The organism is Streptomyces sp. NPDC002623 (assembly GCF_053592635.1).
In genome coordinates, this window is sequence record NZ_JBSFWB010000050.1 from 22,006 (window position 1) to 46,227 (window position 24,222).

18 protein-coding genes and 1 pseudogene are annotated in these 24,222 nt (G+C 66.5%); 11 read left to right on the forward strand and 8 right to left on the reverse strand.

Features of this window, described 5'->3' with window-relative positions; genetic code table 11:
- Positions 1 to 13: 13 nt before the first annotated feature.
- A complete protein-coding gene (locus tag ACWD4O_RS43995) occupies positions 14 to 1,159 on the forward strand; it encodes an acyl-CoA dehydrogenase family protein (RefSeq protein ID WP_451288664.1) in 1,146 nt (381 codons plus the stop codon).
- Between the two features lie 576 nt (positions 1,160 to 1,735).
- On the opposite strand, the gene ACWD4O_RS44000 is transcribed toward ACWD4O_RS43995, so the two are convergent.
- The gene (locus ACWD4O_RS44000) at positions 1,736 to 2,407 is read right to left on the reverse strand and encodes a TetR/AcrR family transcriptional regulator (RefSeq protein WP_451288665.1); all 672 of its coding nucleotides are present in this window, start codon (positions 2,405 to 2,407) and stop codon (positions 1,736 to 1,738) included.
- A gap of 123 nt (positions 2,408 to 2,530) precedes the next feature.
- On the opposite strand from ACWD4O_RS44000, the gene ACWD4O_RS44005 reads away from it, so the two are divergent.
- The 5 genes from ACWD4O_RS44005 (at position 2,531) to ACWD4O_RS44025 (ending at position 7,892) form a co-directional block, all read left to right on the forward strand.
- Positions 2,531 to 3,271, forward strand: coding sequence for an SDR family NAD(P)-dependent oxidoreductase (locus tag ACWD4O_RS44005; protein WP_451288667.1), 741 nt, complete (start codon positions 2,531 to 2,533; stop codon positions 3,269 to 3,271).
- A gap of 71 nt (positions 3,272 to 3,342) precedes the next feature.
- Positions 3,343 to 4,539, forward strand: a complete 1,197-nt coding sequence (locus ACWD4O_RS44010; protein WP_451288668.1) for an acyl-CoA dehydrogenase family protein — start codon at positions 3,343 to 3,345, stop codon at positions 4,537 to 4,539.
- Positions 4,536 to 5,585: a phosphotransferase family protein gene (locus ACWD4O_RS44015; RefSeq protein WP_451288669.1), complete on the forward strand. Its 1,050-nt coding sequence runs from the start codon at positions 4,536 to 4,538 to the stop codon at positions 5,583 to 5,585. Before ACWD4O_RS44010 ends, ACWD4O_RS44015 begins: the two co-directional genes overlap by 4 nt.
- An 870-nt stretch (positions 5,586 to 6,455) precedes the next feature.
- Positions 6,456 to 7,067: a TetR/AcrR family transcriptional regulator gene (locus ACWD4O_RS44020; protein ID WP_451288670.1), complete on the forward strand. Its 612-nt coding sequence runs from the start codon at positions 6,456 to 6,458 to the stop codon at positions 7,065 to 7,067.
- A gap of 654 nt (positions 7,068 to 7,721) precedes the next feature.
- Positions 7,722 to 7,892 carry a hypothetical protein gene (locus ACWD4O_RS44025; protein ID WP_451288671.1) on the forward strand — a complete coding sequence of 57 codons (171 nt, stop codon included), beginning with the start codon at positions 7,722 to 7,724 and terminating at the stop codon, positions 7,890 to 7,892.
- Between the two features lie 278 nt (positions 7,893 to 8,170).
- Here ACWD4O_RS44025 and ACWD4O_RS44030 read toward each other — a convergent pair whose 3' ends face one another.
- From ACWD4O_RS44030 to ACWD4O_RS44040, 3 genes are all read right to left on the reverse strand, one after another.
- Positions 8,171 to 9,976 (reverse strand): FAD-dependent oxidoreductase, encoded by a 1,806-nt coding sequence (locus ACWD4O_RS44030; RefSeq protein ID WP_451288672.1) that lies wholly within the window; start codon positions 9,974 to 9,976, stop codon positions 8,171 to 8,173.
- A 262-nt stretch (positions 9,977 to 10,238) separates the two neighbouring features.
- Entirely contained in the window at positions 10,239 to 10,385 is a 147-nt protein-coding gene (locus tag ACWD4O_RS44035) for a hypothetical protein (RefSeq protein WP_451288673.1), read from the reverse strand.
- 100 nt (positions 10,386 to 10,485) lie between these two features.
- Positions 10,486 to 11,124: an isochorismatase family cysteine hydrolase gene (locus ACWD4O_RS44040; RefSeq protein WP_451288675.1), complete on the reverse strand. Its 639-nt coding sequence runs from the start codon at positions 11,122 to 11,124 to the stop codon at positions 10,486 to 10,488.
- Positions 11,125 to 12,223: 1,099 nt separating this feature from the next.
- On the opposite strand from ACWD4O_RS44040, the gene ACWD4O_RS44045 reads away from it, so the two are divergent.
- Positions 12,224 to 12,895, forward strand: a complete 672-nt coding sequence (locus tag ACWD4O_RS44045; RefSeq protein ID WP_451288676.1) for a TetR/AcrR family transcriptional regulator — start codon at positions 12,224 to 12,226, stop codon at positions 12,893 to 12,895.
- 705 nt (positions 12,896 to 13,600) lie between these two features.
- Here ACWD4O_RS44045 and ACWD4O_RS44050 read toward each other — a convergent pair.
- Entirely contained in the window at positions 13,601 to 14,269 is a 669-nt protein-coding gene (locus tag ACWD4O_RS44050) for a LysR family transcriptional regulator (RefSeq protein ID WP_451288677.1), read from the reverse strand.
- Between ACWD4O_RS44050 and ACWD4O_RS44055 the strand changes: the two genes are divergently transcribed.
- Entirely contained in the window at positions 14,268 to 14,576 is a 309-nt protein-coding gene (locus ACWD4O_RS44055; RefSeq protein ID WP_451288678.1) for an ester cyclase, read from the forward strand. The two genes, ACWD4O_RS44050 and ACWD4O_RS44055, sit on opposite strands and share 2 nt — an antisense overlap.
- A gap of 204 nt (positions 14,577 to 14,780) precedes the next feature.
- Positions 14,781 to 15,077: pseudogene (locus tag ACWD4O_RS44060) on the forward strand (transposase family protein); the annotation flags it as partial.
- 466 nt (positions 15,078 to 15,543) lie between these two features.
- On the opposite strand, the gene ACWD4O_RS44065 reads toward ACWD4O_RS44060, so the two are convergent.
- Entirely contained in the window at positions 15,544 to 17,736 is a 2,193-nt protein-coding gene (locus ACWD4O_RS44065) for an MMPL family transporter (RefSeq protein WP_451288679.1), read from the reverse strand.
- Between the two features lie 131 nt (positions 17,737 to 17,867).
- A complete protein-coding gene (locus ACWD4O_RS44070; protein ID WP_451288681.1) occupies positions 17,868 to 18,485 on the reverse strand; it encodes a TetR/AcrR family transcriptional regulator in 618 nt (205 codons plus the stop codon).
- Between the two features lie 195 nt (positions 18,486 to 18,680).
- Between ACWD4O_RS44070 and ACWD4O_RS44075 the strand changes: the two genes are divergently transcribed.
- Positions 18,681 to 19,295 carry a TetR-like C-terminal domain-containing protein gene (locus ACWD4O_RS44075; protein ID WP_451288682.1) on the forward strand — a complete coding sequence of 205 codons (615 nt, stop codon included), beginning with the start codon at positions 18,681 to 18,683 and terminating at the stop codon, positions 19,293 to 19,295.
- A 334-nt stretch (positions 19,296 to 19,629) separates the two neighbouring features.
- Here the strand turns inward: ACWD4O_RS44075 and ACWD4O_RS44080 are convergent, their stop codons facing one another.
- Positions 19,630 to 20,301, reverse strand: coding sequence for a helix-turn-helix transcriptional regulator (locus ACWD4O_RS44080; protein ID WP_451288684.1), 672 nt, complete (start codon positions 20,299 to 20,301; stop codon positions 19,630 to 19,632).
- A gap of 175 nt (positions 20,302 to 20,476) precedes the next feature.
- Here ACWD4O_RS44080 and ACWD4O_RS44085 point away from each other — a divergent pair, with 175 nt between their 5' ends.
- Positions 20,477 to 23,692, forward strand: coding sequence for a bifunctional cytochrome P450/NADPH--P450 reductase (locus ACWD4O_RS44085; protein ID WP_451288685.1), 3,216 nt, complete (start codon positions 20,477 to 20,479; stop codon positions 23,690 to 23,692).
- Positions 23,693 to 24,222 lie beyond the last annotated feature (530 nt).

The window sequence follows — 24,222 nt, forward strand, 5'->3', positions numbered from 1 at the left end:
GGACACAACCATCATGCAGGCACCCGCTTCCGATGAGCTCCGTCAATTCGCTGACGTGGTTCGAGAGTTCGCCACCGAGCAGGTAGCGCCTCACGTCCTGGCCTTGGATCGAACCCCGTTCAACGACCACGATGCAGGGGCCGATCCGTGGCAGGGCATCTACCAGCTCGGAATGCTAGGAGTCATGCTTCCCGAGGCATGTGGCGGGCTGGGACAAGGTCTGCGAGCGCTGTGCACCGTTGTGAGCACCCTCGCTGAAGTGGACGCCTCATCGGCTTCCTTCGTCTTGGTGAACGAGCTCTCCCAACGCCTGCTGCTCGCCGCCGGAGAGGAGCGTCGACTCTCTGCCATGGTCGAGACGGCCACCAGCGCACGCGAACACGCCTTGGCTTTTCCCGCGTTCAACGATCCCAGCGACACCGAGATCCTCCCCATGGCCACGGTCACAGACGGCCAGTGGAGGCTCAACGGCGAGCTGGAGAGCCTCGCCTTGGGATCATGGGCCAACCAGGCCCTTATCCCCGCACGGATCCTCGACGAAGACGACTACTCCCTCTTCCTGGTCGACCTCGACATGGAGGCGGTGACGCGCGCACAGGTGCTGACGCATGGCCTTCACTCGCTGCAGGTCTCCGACATCCAGCTCGCGGGAGCCAACGCTGTCCTCGTAGGCACGCCAGGAGCCGGCGCAGCGTACTTCCGGAGCGCGGTCGCACCACTGGAGATTGCCTCCGCAGCGATCGCCGGCGGCCTCACGAAAGCATGCCTGGACACAGCGCTCGCCTACGCGAGCGACCGACATCAGGGTGGTCGCCCGATCATCGACTGGAGCGAGGTCAGGTCGCTTCTCGCGGGGATGCTCACTCGCAGCGCAACCATAGAACTCAGCATTGGTCTGGCCTGCGAGCTCTTCGACTCAGGCAACGATGTATCGCCCCAGGCGAAGGCGGCTGCACTGTTTGCACATGAGCTCGCCTGCGAAGTGGTCAACGACGGAGTTCAGGTTCTCGGCGGTTATGGCTACATGAAGGACTACGGCCAAGAAAAGCGGTTCAGGGATGCCCGCCAACTGCAAACGCTCTTTGGGACGCCATCGCTGAGGAAGCTGGACCTGATCGAGTCGTTGACAGCGATCCCGACGAGAACAAGGTCGAACTGAAACCACACCAGCCACTGTCGCCGCAGGGGGTCGTCAGAACCCAGGCAGGCGCTCGCCCTAGATGCGTTGGAGCGACCATGCTAAGGCATCGCGAACTGACGATCGATGCCGGCCCGCACGGTCTGCGCGCGGATCTTGTTGAGAGCGAAGCGACACGGCCGGCCCTCATCGGCGAGGCCATCGACCATGAACGCGTCGAGGGAGTGGTCAGCCGGGTCGGCTGCCTGGCAGCCCGCAGTAGCGCCGCGCGCAGCGGGGAGGCAGAAGCCCGAATCTCCGCAGTGCGACTAGCGTCCGACCGCACCTTGACACCTCACGCAGTCGGCGGGTCCTGGTGTCGGGCTGGTGGGCTCCCGAAGACCCGACGAAAGTCGATCAGGTCGGGGCGGAGCTGAATGTGACCCAGACCCCGGCGGAGGGTGCGTTCGAGGTGGCCGTCGTCAGTGAAGGCGGTGTTGGCGAGAGCGAAGGCGGTGTTGGCGAGCGGGCCGCGCCGTAAGGCGTACGCCCGCATCGGCCGACAAGTAAGCGTAGACAAGGACGGTGTGTGTGCCGACGACAGCGGCACACGCACCGTCATGCGTCGGCGGACGTCGCATCGCCCGGCGGCCGGCCGGTGAGCATGCGGATCGCGTGGTCGGCGTAGGTGTACGCAATCTGCTCGGCGCCATGCGGTCCGTCCGGGCGGAACCATGCCGAGACCCCCATACCCATGTCGAGAATCGCGTACGAGGCGAGCCGGGGTTCCGCGACGGTGAAGTCGCCTTCGGCGCATCCCCGTTCAATGACGGTACGCAGTCCCTGCTCATAGGTGTGCCGCAGCCGCAGCACCTGGTCGCGGTAGGGCTGCTCCAGGTTCCCGATCTCACGGTTACCGACGAACGCCTGCTCGCGATGTGCCGCGTGATAGCGAACATGCGCCTCGACGATCCGCCGCAGCTGCAGGGACACGTCGCCGCCGGCGTCGAGCGCCGCCTGCTGGTCGGCGATCAGCGCCCGCATCGTCTCGACCATGATCTCCCCGAGCAGCACCTGCTTCGAGCTCACATGGCGGTACAGGCTTGGACCACGGATGCCGATCGCCGCACCGATGTCGGACATCGTCGTCGCACGGTAGCCCCGTTCGGCGAACAGTCTCAGCGCCGCCGCGGAGATCGTCCGCGCATCGACGGTCTGCTGCTTCTGCGGCCTGTCGGCATCTTGTCCCGCCCAACGCTCCCCGTCTTCGTCATGAAGCACCTCAGTCATGAGGTGAGGATACCTGCTACTGATCGTTAGCTCCGACTACGTGAGCTATCACTCGGTCCCTTGACAACTTTCTGATCAAAAGATCAGGATCAAGCTAACGGTCATTAGCTTCTAAGGAGTGGCATGACAGTCCGACGTACCGCGCTCGTCACCGGCGCATCTCGCGGAATCGGAAGAGCCATCGCGGAGCGGCTCGCGAAAGAGGGATTCGATCTCACCCTGTCCGCTCGCGCTGAGGGGCCCCTCAAGGACACCGCCGATCAGCTGCGCGCCCATGGGGGCCGGGTGGAGGCCGTGTCCGCGGACCTGGCGGACCCGGAGCAGGTCGGGGCCCTGGCCGACACGCATCTCCAACTGCACGGCGGCATCGACGTCTTGGTGCTCGCCGCCGGCATGGGAATAGGCGGCGAGCTGGCCACCTACCCCCTCAACAAGCTCGACACCATGATGGCGGTGAACCTCAGGAGCACCTTCCAGCTCACCCAGCGACTCCTGCCCGCGCTCCGCACGGCTGGGTCCGCGCCGTCCGGACCGGGGGCGAAGATCATCGCCATCGCCTCGATCACGGGAGTCGTGAGCGAGCCGGGCCTGGCGGCGTACGGCGCCACCAAGGCGGCCCTGATCTCCCTCTGTGAATCGATCACGAACGCCGAGGGCACCCGGGGCGTGAGCGCGACGGCGCTGTCACCCGGGTACGTCGACACCGACATGGCGGCCTGGGTACACGAACGCGTCGACCCCGCCACGATGATCCAGGTCTCGGACATCGCGGAACTCACCGTGACACTGTGTCGACTGTCGCGATACGCCGCAGTGCCCAACATTGTGGTCACCAGACCTGGAGAAACACTGTGGCGCGCATGACCACCGCCGGGGGAACCAGGGTCGGATTCGGCCCGCACAACGACATGACGAGCCGGACGGAGTCACCGTAGATGTCCTTCGATTTCTCTCTTGCACCCAGAGTCGTGGAGTGGCGCGACAGGATCGCCGAGTTCGTGACGGAGGTGGTCGTCCCTCGCGAGCAGGAGGCATTCGCGAACGGCCTGAGCGACGATCTGCGCACCGAGTTGCAGCAGGCCGCGAAGGCCGCCGGGCTCTGGGCGCCACAGGCACCGGCCGACCTCGGCGGAGGCGGCTTCCGCTTCGACGAGGCGGCCGTCCTCCTGGAGGAGGCCGGTACGAGCCTTCTCGGACCGCTGGCCCTGAACTGCGCGGCCCCGGACGAGGGCAACATCCACCTGCTCAATGTGGTGGCCACGCCCGCTCAGCGGGAGAAGTACCTCGTGCCGCTGGTCAACGGCGACATCCGCTCCTGCTTCGCGATGACCGAGCCGCCGCCCGGAGCGGGCTCCGACCCGTCAGCCGTACGCACCCTGGCGACCAAGGTCGCCGGTGGCTGGAGCATCTCGGGTGAGAAGCACCTGATCACGGGAGCCGAGGGCGCCGCGTTCACGATCGTGATGGCGCGTGACGGCGAGAACAGCGGGGCCACCATGCTGCTGGTCGACACAGACACTCCCGGTTTCGCGGTGAAGGAGCACGCCCGCACCATCGACTCGACCATGGTCGGCGGACACTGCCGGGTGCTGTTCGAGGACGTGTTCGTGCCGGACGACGCCGTGCTCGGCGAGGCTGGGCTGGGCTTCCGGTATGTGCAGGTCAGGCTGGCTCCCGCTCGGCTCACCCACTGCATGCGGTGGCTCGGTGCCGCCCGACGCGCACACGAGATCGCTCTTTCGCGTGCGGTCGACCGGGAGTTGTTCGGGCAGCGGCTCGCCGGCCTCGGGATGGCGCAGCAGATGATCGCCGACAACGAGATCGACCTGGTCGCGGCCCGGGCCATGCTGTGGCAGGCCTGCTGGGAGGTGGCCGAGGGCGGCAAGGGCACCGAATCGTCGTCCCGCGCAAAGGTGTTCATCAGCGAGGCCGTCGGCCGCGTCGTCGACCGCTCGGTACAGCTCGCCGGCGGTCTGGGTACCAGCGAGGACCTGGTCATCGGCCGTATCTACGCCGACATCCGCGCGTTCCGTATCTACGACGGAGCCTCGGAGGCGCACCGTATGTCGATCGCCAAGCGGGCCGCCCGTCGTGCCGGTACCGCCGCACACGGAAGCGGGGTCCGGTCATGAGCACCGATCTGCCCGGCCTGCCGGCCGCGGACATCGAGAAGTGGCTTCGGGAAACACTGCCGGATCTGCTGGACGACGGTCCTTGGCAGGCTGAGCTGATCTCCGGCGGATTGTCGAACATCACCTACCGGCTGCGCCTCCCGCGCGCAACCGTCATCCTCCGGCGGCCGCCGCTCGGTGAAGTGCTCCCCAGCGCGCACGACATGAGGCGTGAGTACCGCGTCCAGACCGCGCTCGCGGGGACCGATGTGCCCGTGCCACGGACGCTTGCGCTCTGCACGGACCCCGATGTCCTCGGCTGTCCCTTCTACGTCATGGCCGAGGTGCCCGGGGCGGTCATACGCACGGCGGAGGATACCGCCGGGCTCAGCCCCGAGGCGCGCTCGGCGCTGGCCGACGGTCTGGTGAACGCCCTCGCGGACCTGCACAGCATCGATCCTGCGAGCGTCGGCCTGGCGGACTTCGGACGGCCACAGGGCTACTGCGCACGCCAGGTCTCCCGGTGGGGCGAGCAGTGGCGCCGTTCGCACACACGCAGGCTCCCGGACATGGACGTACTTCTGAGACGGCTCTCCGACCATGTGCCGGAGAGTTCCGACGCCTCGATCGTGCACGGCGACTACCGCCTCGACAACACCATCGTCGACCTGGGCGGTCCGCCGCGGATCGCCGGCGTTCTCGACTGGGAACTCTCCACGTTGGGAGACCCGTTGGCCGATCTCGCCATGACGCTGACGTACTGGCACGACCGGGACGACTCGGATCGGGCACTGGTGCCCGTCGCAGTGGGCGTCACCACGCAGGAGGGCTTTCCCAGCAGCCGCCAAGTGGCGGAAAAATATGCGACGTTGACCGGCCGAGACCTGAGCCTCCTGCCGTTCTATCTGGCCTTCAGCGCGATGAAGCTCGCCGTGATTTTCGAAGGCGTCCACGCCCGATACATCGGTGGTCAGACAGTGAGCGACGGCTACGAAGGGGCGGGCGAGGCAGTACCGTTCCTGGTGTCTAAAGGGCTTCAGCACCTACGGTCCCTTGAGCATGGGTAGCAGCGACAACCTGTTGTCGGCAGCTGTTGCAGCTGTCGACGGACAGCAGAGCCGTCCAAGGCAACCCGCGCACCACACCCCGCAGTCGCGATGTGCGCCGATTCGGGGCACCGAACGAACTCCCCTTCCAAGCACCGTCGATCCCCTCCGGAACCATGCCACTCTTCCGTCTGCTCGCGTTGGGAGACCTCGGCGAACCGATCACGCCGGATCCGTGAAAGGTGCGGGGAAAAGTGGAGTTCGCCGCCGCCGTCGGCGTAGTCGCGCAGGGGGTCGAACTCCATGACGGAGATGTACGTGGGCGGCCAACCCCGCCAGGTCGGTGGCGGTGGCCCGGGCGGGAGCCGCGTAGTGGGGGCTCCGCTGGTCGATCGCCGCGATGTGCTGCTACCGGCCGGGCGAATCCTCACGGCCGCGCCGGTCTGGTGTCCCGAGAATTGATTTGTCAGCCGTGGTGCAAGCGGGACGTGCCAGTACTCAGCGAACGGACGTGTCCCTATGGGGGTTTTCGCTTCAGCATCCTCACAGTCTTGACCGCCTATCTCCGTCTCAGCCGGTCAGCAGCGAACCCGGTTCGGAGGAGGCACTCGTGCCCACCGCTACGACAGACCCGCCTTTCTTAAAGGCGCGTCGCACGACCGCTGTTGACGTAGTCACGCTGTTGCGCACTTCTGGTGGCCAGGAAGCAGAGCTCACTCTGTAGCCGCCCCATGCGTAGCGGCGATACGCCTCGTCCGCCCTACCTTCATCTTCCGATGCCTGTGGATCCCTCCGGTTGCGGTGGACCCCCATGAGAGAGCCACAACTGGCTGCAACTTAAGGCACAATTGCAGTTTAATGTAAATTAACTCTGCATGGTAATATTTGGGTATGGTGACTGACGGGCCACGGGACGGCCTTCGGGAGCGAAGCAAGGCGCGGCGCACGGAAGCGATCCTCCAGTCCGCGTACCGGCTTTTTACCGAGCGAGGGTTCGAGGCGACGACGATCGCCGACATCGCCGAGGCGGCGGAAGTCTCGCCGCGTACGGTCACGCTGTACTTCCCGTCCAAGCTGGAACTGGCGCTGGCCCGTTCCGACGCGCTCGCGGACCGCCTGGGAACGGCGCTGCGCGAGCGGCGGGAGGACTGGCTGACACTCGACGCGCTTGAGGACTGGCTGCGCGAGGAGATCGCTAACCGGAGCGACCTCGATGATTTGTCCGAGCGCATGTTTGAGCTGAATCCGCAGCTGAGGGCGGTCGGTAACGGCCGCCTGGCGGAAGTCGTACAGGAAGGCGCTCGTCTGCTCGCCGAGGAAAGCGGCAGCGCCCCCGATGCCTTCGGTCCGCGCATGGTGGCCGCCGCCGCGGCGGCGATCATCGCCGAGCTGTGCCACGACCCCGAGCACACCGACATCGACGGGGCCATGGCGTTCCTGCGGGCCGGGGCTGCCGCGCTTCTTCCCGTCGTGCCGGAAGCCGAAGCGCCGCCGGGAGCGTAGGACGGTCGCCCGCCGGGAAGCGCCGCTGACTGAACCTGTCTCAGGTGGTTCAGCTGGCGTCACATTCCGAGATGGCGACGATGAAGGACAGCATCGCCCGCGCCTGCCCGTCCAGGCAATGGTCGGACGCGGTGCGCAGCACGCCCAGGGCGAGGCTGCAGGCCACCGCCCGCCCGTGGTCGCGATGATGACGACGTGGCGAACTCCTGGTCCCGCCGGGTGTCGGTGGTGTTGACGGCGCGCTGCTGGTCGTCCGAGGCGACGACGCGGTTACGCGTGGTGGCGGCGTGATCAATACAGCTCGGACGGGATGTCGCGCACGACAGAGCAGACTGGGCGGACAGTGGCCGCTGGCCAATAGGGCATGAAGCGACTGCCGTTGTGTGGTGCTCAGGTCGGCGAGGACGGCGATCCTGCATCTGTGCGAGTCGAGCAACCCCGCACACCTCACGCTCTCCCCTCCGCTGAGCCTCACGCCGTACTGGGTGGGGAAGCAGTTGCACGCTGTCGAGGTACGGCATGAACCTCGCACTATCGGGCTCGCGGAGGAACTTGCCGGGGACGGTATCGCCGCCTGCTCGTTGTGGCCGCGAACCCTGATCGAGGCAGCCGCCGGTACGCACGTGGTCGGCGGCGTCGCGCGGTCCGTGGATCATGGCCGACTCCGCGTACGCCGTCGTCACGCATTACGCGCGGAAGTGCACCGCCAACCTGCTCATCGACGACGAGGTCTCGGCAGCAGAAGGCGTTACCGACCTGTCCGTCTACAGCTCGGCCGGCCTCAAGGGCGAACTCGCGCTCGGCGTTTTCGTCGATCCGGCCTGATCTCGGCATGCATTGATTCCCCGCGACTTCCCCTGCGTGGTCTGCGCACGAGGTTGTACCGCCGACACATCCTTGTAGCGATCTGTCGGCGGTACGGGGGGAAGGTCATGTAGATCGCGATGCCGGGCCGCCATGCAGGCGCATTGCCAATCCTCGTTCTCGCTGGGCAGAGGCACTTTCTACCTACGCGATCACCAGCCGGACAGTCCAACTCGTGAAAGCGCGAGGTAACGGCGGCCGTCGGCAAGGATCCCTGTGAGCTCGCTGGCCCGCCGCCCTCAATCGTGGGTGCTCTCGCCAGTTACGCCCCTTGTGATGTTCTGGAGCTCCTGCAGGTGTGTTTCGTAGATGCCTCGGGGCTCCGTGTTGTATTTCTTGCAGAGGAAGGCCGCTACTCCAGTGGCTATTCCATGCTGGCCGCCGTTGCCCATGAATTTGGTGTTCGACCCGGCGACGTGGGTGACGCTGATGTGCTTCCCTGCCATCATCAGGTTCGGGATGTTGGCGGAATAGAGGCAGCGGAAGGGAACCGAGTACGGTTCCTCATCCCTGGTGTCCCACACCCAGTCCTTGAGGCGGAAGTCGTACTTCTCGTCGCCTGGATAGTGCAAACAGAAAGCTCCAGAGTTCTGCACCACCGCGTCGGGGAAGACTTTGTGAGTGCGGATGTCGGTTTCCGTGAGGGTATAGTCGCCGACGTAACGCCGGTATTCTCCCTGGGCGGGAACGTAAGCCACCCATTCCAGCTCAAGGTTGGCGTAGGTCTCGGGCTCCAGGCGCTTCACGTTGGAGAAGGTCCCGTAGATCGCGCAGAGGAGATGGTCTCGGATGCGTTCGCCCTCGGTATAGGGATCGAGCCACTGGCCGTACTCCCAGAAGTGGGTTGCCGGGAACTTCATTATCCCCGCCGGCTTGCCATCGGCTGCTTGACGGCTGGCTCCAGCAATGGGACCGGGCGCGTTCTCGATTCCGGGCTTCGCCAACTGCCCACTCAGATTGGCGTAGTCCTTCGCCACGTCCAAGGCCCAAGGCACGTCCGGGAAGGGAACGGGCTTGTCAGCCATCCGGGTGCGGAAGAACACCGTGTTTCCGTGGTGCATGTCGTCCTGATGCTCAGGAGCAAGACTCTCGTTGAACTCCGCCTGCGCTTCCTGGCCGAAACGCGTCTCGGCGCCGGCGAGCAGGCCGAGAATCGCAGTCCCTGTGCAATCGATGAAGACGGGTGCGTTATATCGGCTTTCCAGTCCGCTGCGGGCATCACGGGCGTCGACCGAGACAATGGTCGTCCCGTCCATGACGACGTTGAAGACGCATTGCTCCAGGAAGACTTCGGCGGTCGGCTCCAAATCGAGGAGCTTCAGCGCGTGCAGGTCCCCGTCGTCCCAGCGCTCGGAAAGTTCGTCGATCAGGGGTCCCGTCTCTCCCCTGGGGCTGAGACCGATCTCCAGGCTTGCATTGCCTCCCAGGTACGGACGGTCCTGGATGAGCGCTGTCCGGCACCCCAAACGGGCTGCCGACAATGCGGCGGCGGCCCCGGTCACGCCGCCTCCGACGATCACAACGTCGAAGTCCCCTGCAGCGACCGGTTGGTCGGGCAAGCCCCGGAGGTTCTTTCGCCATGCGCGAGCTGCTCCGTCCGCCCCATCGGGTGGTGTCAGGTCGTCACGGCTGAGGAAGATCGCATCACACCGCCCGTCGAAGCCGGTGAGGTCGTGCAGTGCCAGGGTCGTATCGCCTTGAGGAAGTTCCACCACTCCTGCCGACTGCCACGCCCAATCCCGTCCGTTGGCACCGAACTCGGTTTCCAGCGTTGTTCCGTTGACGGAGAGTGTGAACCGTCCGGGATGATGCGCCGGCACCCAGTCCTTCGCCCGTACCCAGACCTTGTACTCGCCGGCTTCCGGGATGACGACCACGGTTCGAGCATCTTCGACGGGCTGGCCCAGCCCGTGGGCGAGGAGATAAGGCGAGCCCATCTGAATATCGAACTGTGAATCCAGGGTCCAACCGCCGAAGTCCTCAAAAGCTTCCGCCTCCACGAGGATTCCTGAAGGCGATCCGTGTGTGATTTCTACGTCGCTCATTTGTTCCAGCTCCATTCTTTGAAGACAACCACTGGGCCCAACATCCGGCCTCGTCACCCACGCCCTTCTCGCCGCTCGACCGCTGATGGTCAAGCCGGGCGACACTGCTGATGGGCCGCGGGAGGCAGATGTCGTCGACGATGTCGCCGAGAGTGAGACCGTCCAGGGTGTCGCCGTCGGGCCCGCCACTGAAGACGATCTCCGCATACGAGGCTGATCAGGATGTTGGCGACACGCAACGGCCACAGCTCGGGGGTAACGATCACGCGGCGCGCAGCGCGGGCCTGATGGCGCCGTCCCTCAGGAGATCATCCTCGCCGGCGACCTCGTGGCCGAGGATGTCCGGGACCAGGTGCACGTCCGAGAGGCACACATCGGCCTTTCTTTCCGCCGACGCGGAGTCGCGCATGGTTCACTCCTGTCCGCGTGCCTCCGGTACAGGCACATTGAATTGATTGACTTCTTCCTGTGCGTGGACGGCCTTACCTCGACGCACGGGGAAACAGTCATTACCGACGTGTCGGCGATGCGGCGAGAGCGGAGACGAGGGCCTCAGTCGTGAGAATCTCGTGCGCGTAGGTGGGGCCGTTGACCACGTGTGCGGTGTGCATCGCCTCGGTGCTGTAGGCCGCGGTTGCGTCGGTGACGAGCGTGACGTGGTAGCCCATCTCCATCGCGAAGCGGCCGGTCGATTCGGCGCAGGTGTTCGCGAGCAGGCCGATGACGATCACATGGTCGATGCCGTGCTGCTTGAGCTGCTGGTCGAGGTCGGTGTTCGCGAAGCCGCTCTGCGCCCAGTGCTCGGCGATGACGACATCACCGTCCCGTACCGGGAAGTCGTCGTGGAAACTGCCGCCCCAGGTGTCCTTCGCGAACAGTTGGATGCGGCCCGCACCCAGCTGCGACGGGTTCGGGAACTGCCAGTGCTCGAAGTCGCCGGGCACGGAGCGATGGTGAGGGACGAAAAAGACCTTCACGTGCGCTTCGCGGGCCGCGGCGACGACCGCCTTCATGTGGTCGACGGTGCCAGTGGCGACGGCCACCTGCTCCACTGCCGGCCAGAGTTTGCCCTCCTCGGCAAGGAAATCGTTGTAGGGGTCCAGGAGCAGCACCGCTGTGCGCTCCGCCGCATAGTGGGTTGTCATCATTCCTCTTCGGTTCCGTGGCTGTCGCTCATCCACCCCTCAAGGCGGGTGGTCAGTAGCCGGTGGACGGCTGCAATCAGCGCTTCCGCCATAACGTTCCGTAGTCGATCCGTAGACGATTTCCTGGGCACGCCCGTTCTCGACGTGCCTGCGGTGGCACTTGGCGAGGGACCCCAAATCGCCAGAAGCTGTGGCCAGAGCCCGTGCTCGCGGGCTTGGGCCTCCCAGTCGTCCTGAACAAGGTGCCGGATGCCATCACGGCGCGATCGGCGATCTCCTGGGTCGTGACCGCCGCCACTCCGCGCGCGTCTGACAACCCCACGCCTGCCTCGAAGGTTCGCGCCCGCTTGTCCTGCTTGTTCCGCTCGCGCCAACTTGGCGGCACCGCGCCGTTCGTCATCACGGGTGGCTCCTCCGCTGCATCGATCTGGCGTGTCGCACCCACCAATACAGACTATACTCATTTTTGAGTGTAGTCGAATTTCTCTTGCGGTCGGCGTTGTGGGCCAGGCGGAAGGTCGCTACGTGCGCGGAACCCGCAGGTGCCTGATGTGCGGCGGCTGGTGGGACCCGAGCATCCTCAGCGTGGTCGTGGGTCAGGGGGACCTTCGAGGAGGTCGAGCAGGGTCGCATGGTGCTCGCTCTCGTTCCGGGCGCGGAGCATTGAACGCCATCGGAAGCGTGCGCGGTGGGGTATACGCCACCATGCTCGACTCGACGCGGACTGTGCCGTGCTGGCGTCCCTACCGAAAGGAGTGCGGTATGCCTAGCTCGACTTGAATGTGATAGGGGTACCAGTGAGAATCTGTATCGATTCCACGGCGCGGTACGCGATGGAACTCAGATTCCATGTTCCGCTGGCGGCGGATGACACGGCGGCGTGCACGCATGGATTCATACGGGCTGCTGATGAGTTGAACGGCCCGATCTTCGCGCACGTCATAAGCGATACGAAGAGCGTGATGGCGGCACTGCACGCTTGATGGTCGATAGCGATGGGTGGACGCCCCTGCCTGCGAGGACTCGTGGATCGCTCGCTTGGTCATCTGTATACCGGGCAGCGTTCCAGCACCCCGTGGCGAATATTGGTGTTGTCGGCCGAATGATTGATCTCCTGAGAGTGACCGTGAACAATTCAGTGGACCTCAAGCTTCCTCGGCGTGATTCGCGTTCCAACCGCGCGCGCATACTGGCAGCCGCTCGGCGTGAACTGAGCCGGAACCCGGACGCCCCACTTGAGGAGATTGCGCAGGCCGCGGGTGTGGTGCGGCGCACCCTGTTTGCCTATTTTCCAGGGCGACAGTCATTGGTGGAAGCGCTCGTTGAAGAAGCGTCTCATGACCTGTGCAAGGCCGTGGAAGAGAGGGCGAGCATCACCGAGGGGCCTGAGCAAGCACTCGCGCACCTCGTTCTTTCCCTCTGGGATCTCGGCGGCGCGTACCAACTGCTGCTTGTGTTCGAACGAAGAGGCCTCGACAGGGAACGGGTCACTGAAGCTCTGGCTGTGATCCGAGAGGAAGGCACGGCCATCCTTGCAACGGGGCAACAGGCCGGAGTGTTCCATGCTCTCGCACCGCCTGCCGTACTCAGTGCCGGGATTGAGGCGTTCACGATGGCCCTGTCGGGAAGAGGCAGTTCGGAGTCTTGGTTGGATGATGGAACGATGACGATTTTCGCCGTGTTGGTCGCGGCCGGCGTCCCTGAGGAGAGAGCTGCCGTCGTCATCGACGGGATTCCGGCACAGATGTTTGCCCGGTCCGTTGCTGATCAATGAGGCCTGCGCAGGGCAGGCACCACCTGCCGTCTGCGCAGTCCTGGCCGGCGCCCGTTCCATCGGCCGGTGGGCGGGTACGCCCGGCAGGATGCTCGTGCGGACCTGCCCGCGGCCCGCGCGGGGTGGGCAACGCGCCCGGCACTTCGACCATCCGTCGCACCTTGACCCTCGTGTGCCCCTGTGGCCTCGTCGACCTGCTCGGCGCCCCCCCCCCCGGCCGCCCACCCCTCTCGGCGGCTACGGCCGAGTGGTCCTTGCACTCACCTTGATCACGGTCGGTGCCTGCATAACAACCGCGAGCAGGTCTGCTACCCAGCGTGCCGCCCGGATCGGGCCTGGCCGACGACATGTTTGCCGATCCGGAGGCCATGTCATTGCGGCCCGTGCTGGCGCCGCCGAGACTGCCACCCGCCCTCCGCTGGTGGTGCAGGGCGTGAAGACGGTTCTTGACCACAAGAAGACCTTCGCCGGGAAGTCCAGGTCAGACGAATCTTCTTGAACCTAATCAGCCGCCTTGCCTGCTACAGGACTTTCGCATGCCTTATTAGGCGTCTGTATCGTTCGTCGAGCGCCGCATTCGTCTTTGGTGCGACCGACTTGCTCGGGGCGAGGGTCTTCGACCCCGGGGACCAGGGCCCCGACGTTCTCGTGAAATGTCCAGTTCACTGCCTCGGCCCCAGCCTTGGGGCGTCATCGAAACCCCCGTCAGGACACAGGTCGGCTGAGGTCCAGCCGCGAGACGAACCGGACGAATCGAAAGACCGCCGGGGCCCTGGGTTCCGAGGATGTTTCATCCTTCATCATCGGGGGAGTTCCGTAGGGCCCGGACAATGATTTCGTGGGCTTCGTTTCCGTCATTCCTGGTGATCGCGATAATGAGCCGTCCGAGCCAGTTCGGGTCGTCCACGCGTACCAGAGCGACTTTTTCTGGGACGACCGGGGCCAGGATGTCCGGGATGACGCAGATTCCGAGACCGGCGGCGACGAGTCCGAAGCGGCGGTGAGCGCGAAGGTCAGTCTGGGCTGCTGCTCCAGCGCTCTGGCCAGTGCGAAGGGGAGCAGGGCCGCGTTCGCGGAGGGGAAGGCCCGTACCCGGACGCGCACTTCGGGCCCGTGGGTGATCTCGTCGAGCCGTTCGTCCAGCCGGTCGAGGCCGGCGAGGGTCTCGGTAGCGAACCGGGCGATCAACTTTCCCGCGCGTGTCGTCCTGACGCCGCGCACGCCCCGCACGAAGAGCGGCTGCCCGGCGGCTTTTTCCGCGACGGCGACCTGGCGGGAGATGGCGGGCTGGGAGTAGCCGAGGGCGCGGGCCGCGCCGCTCAGGGAGCCATGCGCGGCGACCGCGCGCACGACGCGGAGGGCACTGGGCGACATGACTTACGCACAGCTCCGTGATTTCTTCGCAGCCATGCGTGACGCATTCGAGGGATTCGCGTGCGAGCGGCGGACCATTGTCAGCGAGGGCGATTATGTCGGGTCCCGTACGTGTATGTCGGGGCGTTTCACCGCGGCCTTCAAGGCATCCCTGGTCGGCACGATCGAGCCGACCGGGCACCCGATCCGGCTCGAACTGATCAACACCTTCCGTTACGAGAACGGTCAGCTCGCCGCGGAGTGGGTCCAGTACGACAACGTCGCCTTCCTGCGCCAGCTCGGCGTCGACCTGACCACCGGGCACTGACCGACACCTGGGCGGTCGCCTCGCTGTCCGGGTTGCCTCAGGGGTGGGTCCCCTGAAGGGGGGACGCACCCACCGCTGGGACGAACGCCCCGACCACCGGCCATGACCGCACACCTCTACCGGCGCGACCTCACATGGCTGGTCTAGGAATCACCTATTTTTCTCCCGCCTGCTCTTGACCAGCTCCGCGAGCAACCCGAGGTCGTGTCCGACGAGGTCCCGTGCCTGCTGAAGCGGCTGTCCGAGGTGCCCGACCCGCGAGACCCACGCGGCGTACGGCACGCTCTGGTTGCCGTGCTCGCGTTGACCGCGTGCGCGGTTCTGGCGGGGGCGCCCTCTGTGCCGGCAGTCAGCGAGTGGATCGCCGACGCCCCGCCGCACATCCTTCAACGCCTCGGCACACGCCTCGACCCACTGTTCCAGAAGCGGTTCCTGCCTGCGGAAACAACGGTCCGGCGGCTACTGGCCCGCATCGACGGCGACGCGCTGGACCGGGCGGTCGGACGCTGGCTCGCCGACCGACGCCCGAAGGCGACGGGCACCACCTTCGCCGAGGACGCCTCCCAGCTGCGGACCGGCAACGCGCCCCGCGCGATGGCCACCTGGCGCAACCTCGCCATCGGAGCCCTCCGCGCGGCCGGAGTGAAGAACTTCGCGACCGGCCTCCGCCGCAACGCCCGCGACCCTCGCTGCCCCCTCGCACTCCTCGGCCTCGGATGATCACGAACCGGACGTCATGCGACTACGCCGAAGCCCTGCCCCGGGGACCAACGGCCGCTTGGCAGCATCGGCGGCGCATGGTGAGTGTGTCGATCGAGCCGGTGGAAAGAGGAATCGCCCGGCAGTGGTCGGCCGCTCGTGTGACCACTGCCGGGCTTCCTACCGCACCGCTCCCGTCCCCACGGCCCGGTGCGGTTGCCGGGGGCGTCCCCTCAGGATGAGACGTCCTCGGAGCACTGAAGGAGCTTCAGAGACGGGTCAGCTCACGTTCCTCGTCGGGCTTCTGCTGCTCTTTCGCCAAATGCTTGGTCAGGCCCTCGCCCTCGACGTCCACGTTGGGGAGCGCCTTGTCGAGCCACTTCGGCAGCCACCAGGCGGCGCGGCCGAGCAGAGTGAGCACGGCCGGCACGATGGTCATGCGGACCACGAAGGCGTCGAAGAGAACCGCAATGGCGAGGCCGAAGCCGACCATCTTGACCATCGCGTCATTGGATTCGATGAACCCGGCGAAGACGCTGATCATGATGATCGCGGCGGCGGTGACGACCCGGGCGCCGTGCTGGAAGCCCGTCACGATGGCCTGACGGGGATTCTCGCCGTGGACGTACGCCTCTCGCATGCGGGTGACGAGGAAGACCTCGTAGTCCATGGCGAGGCCGAAGACGACGCCCACCAGGAAAATCGGCATCATGCTCATGATGGCGCTGGGCTGTTCGACGCCGAGAAGGCTGGAGAGCCAGCCCCACTGGAAGACCGCGACGACGGCGCCGAGGGCGGCCAGCACGGAGAGCAGGAAGCCGAGCGCGGCCTTGAGCGGTACCAGGATGGAACGGAAGACGAGGGTCAGGAGGACGAAGGCGAGGCCGACGACGAGTCCGAGGTAGGGAACGAGGGCGTCGTCGAGCTTCTGGGACACGTCGACCTTCATGGCCGTGAAGCCGGTGACCATGACCTTGTCGTCAGTGTGGTCGCGGATGTCGGCGAGCAGGTCCTCCGTCTTGCCGCTGTCGGGGCCGGTGACCGGGATGACCGTCAGGATGGCGGTCCTGCCCGCCTTGTCGGAGGCGGTCGGCACGACGGCCGCGACGTTCTTCAGGCCTGTGATCGTTTTGCTGACCCGGGCGGTCTCGGTCTTCAGGTTGCCGCCGTGGGCCGTGTCGATGGTGACGAGCAGGGGCCCGTTGACGCCGGGGACGAAATTCTTGGCGAGGATGTCGTACGCCTTGCGCTGGGTGGTGCTGGTCGGCTGGTCGCCGTCACCGGGCAACCCCAACTTCAGACTGGCGACAGGTATGGCGACCACGCCGAGGGCGACGACGGCGGTCAGCAGCATGGTGACCGGTCGGCGCATGACGAACAGGGCCCACCGGGTACCCATGTTCGGCTTGCCGTGCCGGGCATGCTCCTGATCCGCGCTCTCGCGCGCGGTGCGGCTGAGGACTCGCTTTCCGGCGAAGCCGAGGAGGGCGGGGATGAGGGTGAGCGCGATGACGACCGCGATGGCGACCGTGCAGGCCGCGGCGATGCCCATCTTGGTGAGCATCGGGATGTCGACGACGGCCAGACCGACCAGTGCGATGACGACGGTCAGCCCGGCGAAGACGACCGCGGATCCGGCCGTACCGACCGCGCGTCCGGCCGCTTCCTCCTGGTTGCGGCCGGCGGCGAGTTCGCCGCGGTAGCGGGAGACGATGAACAGGGCGTAGTCGATGCCGACGGCGAGGCCGATCATCGAGGCGAGGATCGGGGTGGTGCTGGAGAGGCTGAGGGCCTCCGTGAGCGCCTTGATCGAGCCGACACCGATTCCCACCCCGATGATCGCGGTGAGCAGGGGGAGCCCGGCGGAGACGAGCGAGCCGAAGGTGATCACCAGGACGAGTGCCGCGACGGCGATACCGATGATCTCGGCGGTGCCGGTCTCCGGCAGCTCGGCCATCGCGGTACCGCCCGCTTCGACGGTGAGGCCGGCGTGCCGGCCGTCGTCGAGGACTGTGTCGAGGGTGTCCTTGGAGGCGTCGGTCAGCTCGCTGAACTGGACCTTGTACTGCACCGTGATGTACGCGGTGGTGCCGTCCTTGCTGACGGCGCCCACCTTGTACGGGTCCAGGACGGTGACGACCTGCTTGTTGCCGTCGCCGAGTTCGGTGACGGCCGTTTCGACGGCCGCCTTGTTCCTGGCGCCGGTGATCTTCTGGCCGTCGTGGGTGCGGAAGACGACATTGGCCTGGGCGCCGTCCGCGTGGAGTGCCGGGAAGCGTTTGTCCAGCAGGTCGAAGGCCTTCTGCGCCTCGGTGCCGGGGATGGAGAGACTGTTGCTGCCAGTGGTGTTGGCGTTGGCGGCACTGACACTGATCGCCGCCAGCACGGCTACCCAGAGCAGGGCGACGAGCCTTCGCCGACGGAAGGAGAACCGTCCGAGTTTGTAGAGGAATGTGGCCACGGGGCGTACTCCCGGTCAGGTCGGGTGGCGAAAAAGGACATGGGGAATCAGCCCGACGGCGAGAGCGGTGCGCGTCAGGTGGGGGTGTGGAGAGAGTTCTTCGAGATGCCGTATGGCGCCGTACGGAGGTGTCAGACGCCCAGGGTGGGGAGGATCGCGGCGTCTGTGTAACGGATGAGGAAGGCCCGGTCGGCCGGCCGTTGATCGATCAGGGGACGGGTGAACAGGGTGCCGATCACCATGTGCGGGACGAATGCCAACGCGGGGGAGTCCGGCGCGATTTCGCCCCGGTCCACCGCCCGACGCAGCAGGGTGTCGAGCCCGCTCAGTTCGGGTTCGATGAGCAGTTCGCGCAGCGCATGAAGCAGGTCGAGATCGGTGTGTGCGGCGTGGATCAGGCTCCGCAGCAGTGCGGTGTCCTTGGCCATCCGCGCGTCGTCCGTCTGAGCTATGGCCGCATGGAGATCGCCGCGCAGGGAACCTGTGTCGATCCCGGAGAGGTCGATGGGCTTGGCGTGCCGCAGTGCCCTCGTGACCAGCTCCGGCTTGCCCGTCCACAGACGATAGAGGGTGGCCTTGCTGCACCGGGTGCGGGCGGCGATGGAGTCCATGGTCATGGCCTCGTAACCGACTTCCCGCAGTAGATCGAGCAGGGCCGCGTAGATGGCTGCCTCGCGCTCCGGAGTGATCCGGCCGAGACGCGCTCGCTGTGCATCTCCCTGGGTCGTACTCCCGGTTGCTGCTGACATGCCTGATCCCTCACCCGGATGGAGCTGTTCGTACGCCTTGGACGCTACCCCGCGATGCTTATAAATACGAAACCGTTTCGGTAGTGAAATGGGTCACGGCGTGCCCCCGAGGCCCGGCAGGGAGGTTCCGCGGCTGATTCCGAAGTCCGTGGAACCTGCGAAACTGGACCGGAAACAGACCTGAAAGGAAGCCACATGGCGAGCACGTCACCGGTCGCGGCGAAGCCGGGGCGGCCTCGGGACCCGGGGGCGGACGACCGGATTCTCCGGGCTGTTGTCGATGAGCTGGCCGAATGCGGTGTCGCCGGATTCCGTATCAACTCCGTGGCGACGCGCGCGAAGGTCGCCAAGCGGACCCTCTACTCCCGCTGGGCCGAGCGTGACGATCTGATCCTGGCCGGCCTGTCCGTCCTGGCCGTGCACCTGAGCCCGCCCCGTACCGGCAGTCTCCAGGACGACCTGCGCTTGCTGTACGACGCGAGCATCGAGGCCCTGGACAGCCCCCGAGCGCTCATCGTGGCTCGCTGCTCCCTCGAGTTGCCGGACCACCCAGAGCTCTACGCGGCATTTCAGCGGGACTGTATAGACCAGCCCCTCGCTGTCGTCGAAGACGTCCTCTTCGACGCGCAGCGGCGTGGTGAACTGCGTTCCGACGTCGACCGCTCTGTGGTTGCCGAGATCTTCACCTTCGCGGTCTCCGGCTTCAGCACACCGTTCGCCCGCCTCCGCGGCGTCAGCGCTCAAGGCGTCCGCGAGCAGGCCCTGGCACTGTTCCTCGACGGAGTGCGTGCGGGCTCTTTGCCGGCGTGAGGGGCCGCGCCGACGCGCATGGCAGAGCTCGGCACTCGGCGGTACCTCGCGCGCAAGGCGCGTCCCGGGGGCGACGGAGGGTATCGCGACCGCCCCTCGTCAAGGGGGCCGTGTTGAAGGCCTGGTCGGGGACGAAGGGGCTCGCGGTCGCGCAGCATCACCGTCGACCGGTCTGCGTACTCGCTGCGTCGAGCGAGGGGATTTCCTGGTGCGGAGTGCGGAGCACATGCCTACGCTGCGCTGCGCCACCTCGGAACGCGCGATGTGCTGTGGCCGACCAACTATCGCCGAAGGGGGAGACGATGATCGGTGACTTGGGATCTCGCCCGGTGCGCTAGAGAGCGGGCACCGGAGGCCAGCGTTGGGGTTCGAGTATCCCCAACGTGTAGGCGCGCGCCACCAGAGCTGTCCTGTTGGACGTGTTCCAACGGTGGGACATCTGCCCCAGGTGGTAGTTGACACCGTCCGGAGTCAAGCCCACCTGCCTGCCGATCTGAGCACTTGTCAAACCGTTGGCTACCAGCGCGAGGATCTGCGCCTCCATCGCACTGACCGGTTCGTGTTCCGAGGTCAACCGGTCAGGCGCGGGGCGCAGCATGAGCAATAACACGATGGGCGCGTCGGGGATGTCGCCAATCAGGTCGACGCTCATCCCGCCGCGGCGGCGCGTTCCATCCGGGGCTGTCCAGGTCACGTCGACGGGAAAGCGGGATACGTGACGCAAGCGGGCCGCTTCCCTGATGCGCTGGATAGCCGCTTCGGTCCGCGGTTGGAAGAGCTCCAGGACGTTGCGTTCGTTCAGCCGGCCGGGCAACTGGCCCCACTCCGCAGCCATGGCGGGATTCGCGAGTCTGATGGTGCCGTCGGCGTCGCACAGCGCGATGGGTATCGGCACTCGGTCGAACACGAGCAGGGCTTGATGACGCCAGGCGATGGCGAGGTCCCGCCAGCTGTCCGGTGGCACGCCGTCCCCGACCTTCTCCCACACGTACGTTCGCACGTCCATGTCACCACTCCCGCTGGTCACTTGCACTACAAGAACTCGTAGAGATCACTGCTTCGGCGCCGACCGCGCGGCCCCAGGCTGGAAGCAGCGCCGATCAAGTCTCAGACAGCAGTCGAACATGCCGGTCGGCGGAGGAACGTGCCTACCCCCCCACACACAAGGAACGGCTGACCACATGACTGACACGCTGCCCACGTCGCAGGAACTGATCGGCCACGAGATCCCTGTGGTCGACGTCTCCGACGTCGGAATGAGTGACACACCCGGACAGCAACTGATGAAGCTGACCCGGCGCCACGGCCCGGTCTTCGCGCTACGTTTGCGCGGGCATGACACACTCTTCGTCAGCGATCTGGACCTGGTCACGGAAATCTCCGACGAGCAGCGGTTTGCCAAGTTCATCAACCCCAACCTGGGATACGTCCGGGAGTTCGCCGGCGACGGACTGTTCACCGCCCACAACGACGAGCCCAATTGGGCCAAGGCCCATGACATCCTGATGCCCGCCTTCGCGCTCGGATCGATGCGCACGTATCACCCGGTCATGCTGAAGGTCGCCCGTCGACTCATAGAATCCTGGGACAGCCATGCCGCAGCGGGTACGCCCGTGGACGTGGCCCACGATGCGACACGGATGACCCTGGACACCATCGGACTCTCCGGGTTCGGCTTCGACTTCGAGTCCTTCGACCGCACCGAACCCCACCCCTTTGTCACCTCCCTGATCGGATGCCTGGACTGGGCGATGACCCAGCAGTCCCGTGTCCCCGGCATCGACTACAGCGACCGCGACCGAAGGTTCCGCACGGACTCCAGCTACCTGGCCGACGCCGTCGACGAGGTGATCGCCGCCCGCACCGACGGTGCCCGGCCCGAGTTCACGGACCTGCTGGAACTCATGCTCACGGCCCGTCACCCCGCCGACGACACCACCCTCGACCTGAAGAACGTCCGCTACCAAGTGCTCACCTTTTTGGCCGCCGGTCACGAGACCACCTCCGGCACCATCGCCTTCGCGCTGTACCACCTGGCCAAGCACCCGGAGAGCCTGCGGCTGGTGCAGCGCGAGGTGGACGAGCTGTGGGGCGACGACCCTGACCCGCAGCCGACATACGAGGACGTGGGCCGGATGCCGCTCACCCGCCAGGTACTCAACGAGACGCTCCGGTTGTGGCCGGCCGCTCCCGGGTTCAGCCGGGCGGCCCGACAGGACACGGTCATCGGCGGCCGGATCCCGCTCCGCGCCGGTCAGCTGGTCAGTGTGGTGAGCACCATGCTGCACCGCGGCCCTGTGTGGGGTGACAACCCCGAGCTGTTCGACCCGTTCCGCTTCGCTCCGGAGGCGGAGGCCGCGCGATCTCCGCACGCGTTCAAGCCGTTCGGCACCGGCGAACGCGCCTGCATCGGACGGCAGTTCGCGATCCACGAGGCCATCCTGGTGCTGGGCCTGCTGGCCCACCGCTACCGGCTGATCGACCAGGACGACTACCAGCTGAAGGTGAAGGAAGCCCTCACCATCAAGCCGGATGGCTTTACCCTTACTCTGATCCGCCGCACTGTGGCCGACCGTGCGGCGAACCGCGCCGCGCTCCCCTCCGGCACCGCGCCGGCCACCGTCGTCGAAGCGCCCGCAGCCGACACCGCCGGACCGGGACGTGTCCGGCAGGGCACCGGTCTGCTTCTGCTGCACGGCTCGAACTACGGCACCTGCCGCGACTTCGCCACCCAACTCGGTAAAGCCGCCGCGGAGATCGGCTGTGACACCGCCGTCGCGTCCCTCGACACATACACCGGAGGACTGCCCACCGACCGGCCTGTCGTCATCACTGCCGCCTCCTACAACGGCCAACCCACCGACGACGCCGGCGCGTTCGTTCGGTGGCTGGAGGCCGCCGGACCCGGCGAAGCGGAAGGTGTCACCTACGCCGTCCTGGGCGTGGGCGACCGGAACTGGTCCGCCACGTACCAGCGCATCCCCACCTTCATCGATGACCGTCTCGCCGCCCTCGGGGCCACCCGCCTGATGGCCCGCGGCGAAGCCGACGCCGCCGGAGACCTGAACGGCGGCGTCAAAGAGTTCACTACCCTGTTGCGGACCGTCCTGCTGGAGCACCACGGTGATCCCGACAGCGCCGAGTTCCCGTCGCGACGGCAGGTCCCGGCGTACACCGTCACAGAGGTCACGGGCGGTACACATGACCTCCTCGCCAACCGGCACAGCATGACGGCGATGACGGTCACCGAGACCGGCAGCCTCAGCCAACCCGGATACCCGCGCGTCAAGCGGCTGGTCCGCCTGGCGCTGCCCGAGGGCACCACCTACCGCACCGCGGATCACCTCACCGTGCTCCCGGCCAACTCACCGGCCCTCGTCGCACGAGCAGCCCAACTGCTGCGCGCCGACCTCGACACGGTTCTGAGCATCGTCCCCGATCGCCCGTCCCGGAGCGGGCTTGCCATCGACCGGCCGCTGACCGTGAGGGAATTGCTCACGCACTATGTCGAGCTTCAGGACCGACCGACTGCCGAGCAGCTGAACGTCCTGGCGGCGGTGAATCCGTGCCCGCCCGAACAGTCCGCGCTGCGTGCCCTCGCCCACGACCAGGACGCGCTCGCGACCGACCGGCGCACCGTGCTGGACCTCATCGAGGACCATCCCGCCCTGTCCGAGGTCCTCACCTGGCCGACGATGCTGGAACTGCTGCCGCCGCGCCGGCCGCGGCACTACTCGATCTCGACCTCTCCGCTCCAGGACCCTCACCACGTCGACCTGATGGTCTCCGTACTCCAAGGCCCGGCGCGCTCCGGTCGCGGCACTTACCGGGGTGCCGGCTCCGGCTACCTGAACACGGTCCGCCCCGGCGACACCGTGCTCGCCCGCGTACAGCCGTGCCGAGCGGCCTTCCGCATCGATCACACCGTCAGCAGCCCCGTCATCATGGTCGCGGCGGGGACAGGACTCGCCCCCTTCCGCGGGGCCATCGCCGACCGCCGGGTCCTGGCCACCGGCGGCGTGTGGCTGGCTCCGGCTCTCTGCTACTTCGGTTGCGACACTCCCGATGCCGACTATCTGCACGCCGACGAACTGCGCGCCGCCGAGCAAGCGGGAGCGGTCTCCATGCGCCCAGCGTTCAGCGAAGCCCCCATCGATGGCCGGCGATTCGTCCAGGACCGCATCGCCGCAGAGGCGGACGAGGTCTGGCAACTGATCGGAGGGGGTGCCCGGGTGTACGTCTGCGGCGACGGGACCCACATGGCGCCCGGCGTCCGCCAGGCATTCCGGTCCCTGTATGTGCGCGCCAACCCTGGCGCGGACGACACCCAGGCCGGTGCCTGGCTCCAGGGGTTGATGGCTGACGGACGGTACGTCGAGGACGTCTACGGAGGCTGACCCCGGTGACGGGCCAGGCGCCCAGCCATTGCGATGACGCGGCAGCTGCCTGCCGCGTCGTGGCGACCTCGGCACGGTAGAGACGTCCGGTCCGCGCGAACTTGTTGAGGGAGCAGCGCCCGCACCTGTCCGGTCTGAGCGCCGGCCAAACGCGTTCACCGAGTGATCAGGTCGGAGGCGTTATCGATGGGCCCGGGCAGACGCCGGGCAGGCTGTGTTCACAGGCTCGGGTGTGAGCGACGAGTTCCTGTTCGCGCGTGGCGGTCACCCCCGGGGATGGCTCCGGCGTACGTCGGAGCGAACCCCACTCCGGCCGGAGCGCCCCGATCAGGAAGGCGATGAAGGCCCGCAGGACATGCATGGCGGCGGGCGCGTTCAGGCGCCGGGTCAGCACCAAGGACGCGGAACGGGGATACCCCAGGGCGGCAGCGCGAAAAGAGGATTACGTCCGGTATAGCGACTAGCACATCAGCCTTGTCGGAGATGCGGTTGTACAGCGACATGGTCCGCGCGATCGCCGCGCCGCGATC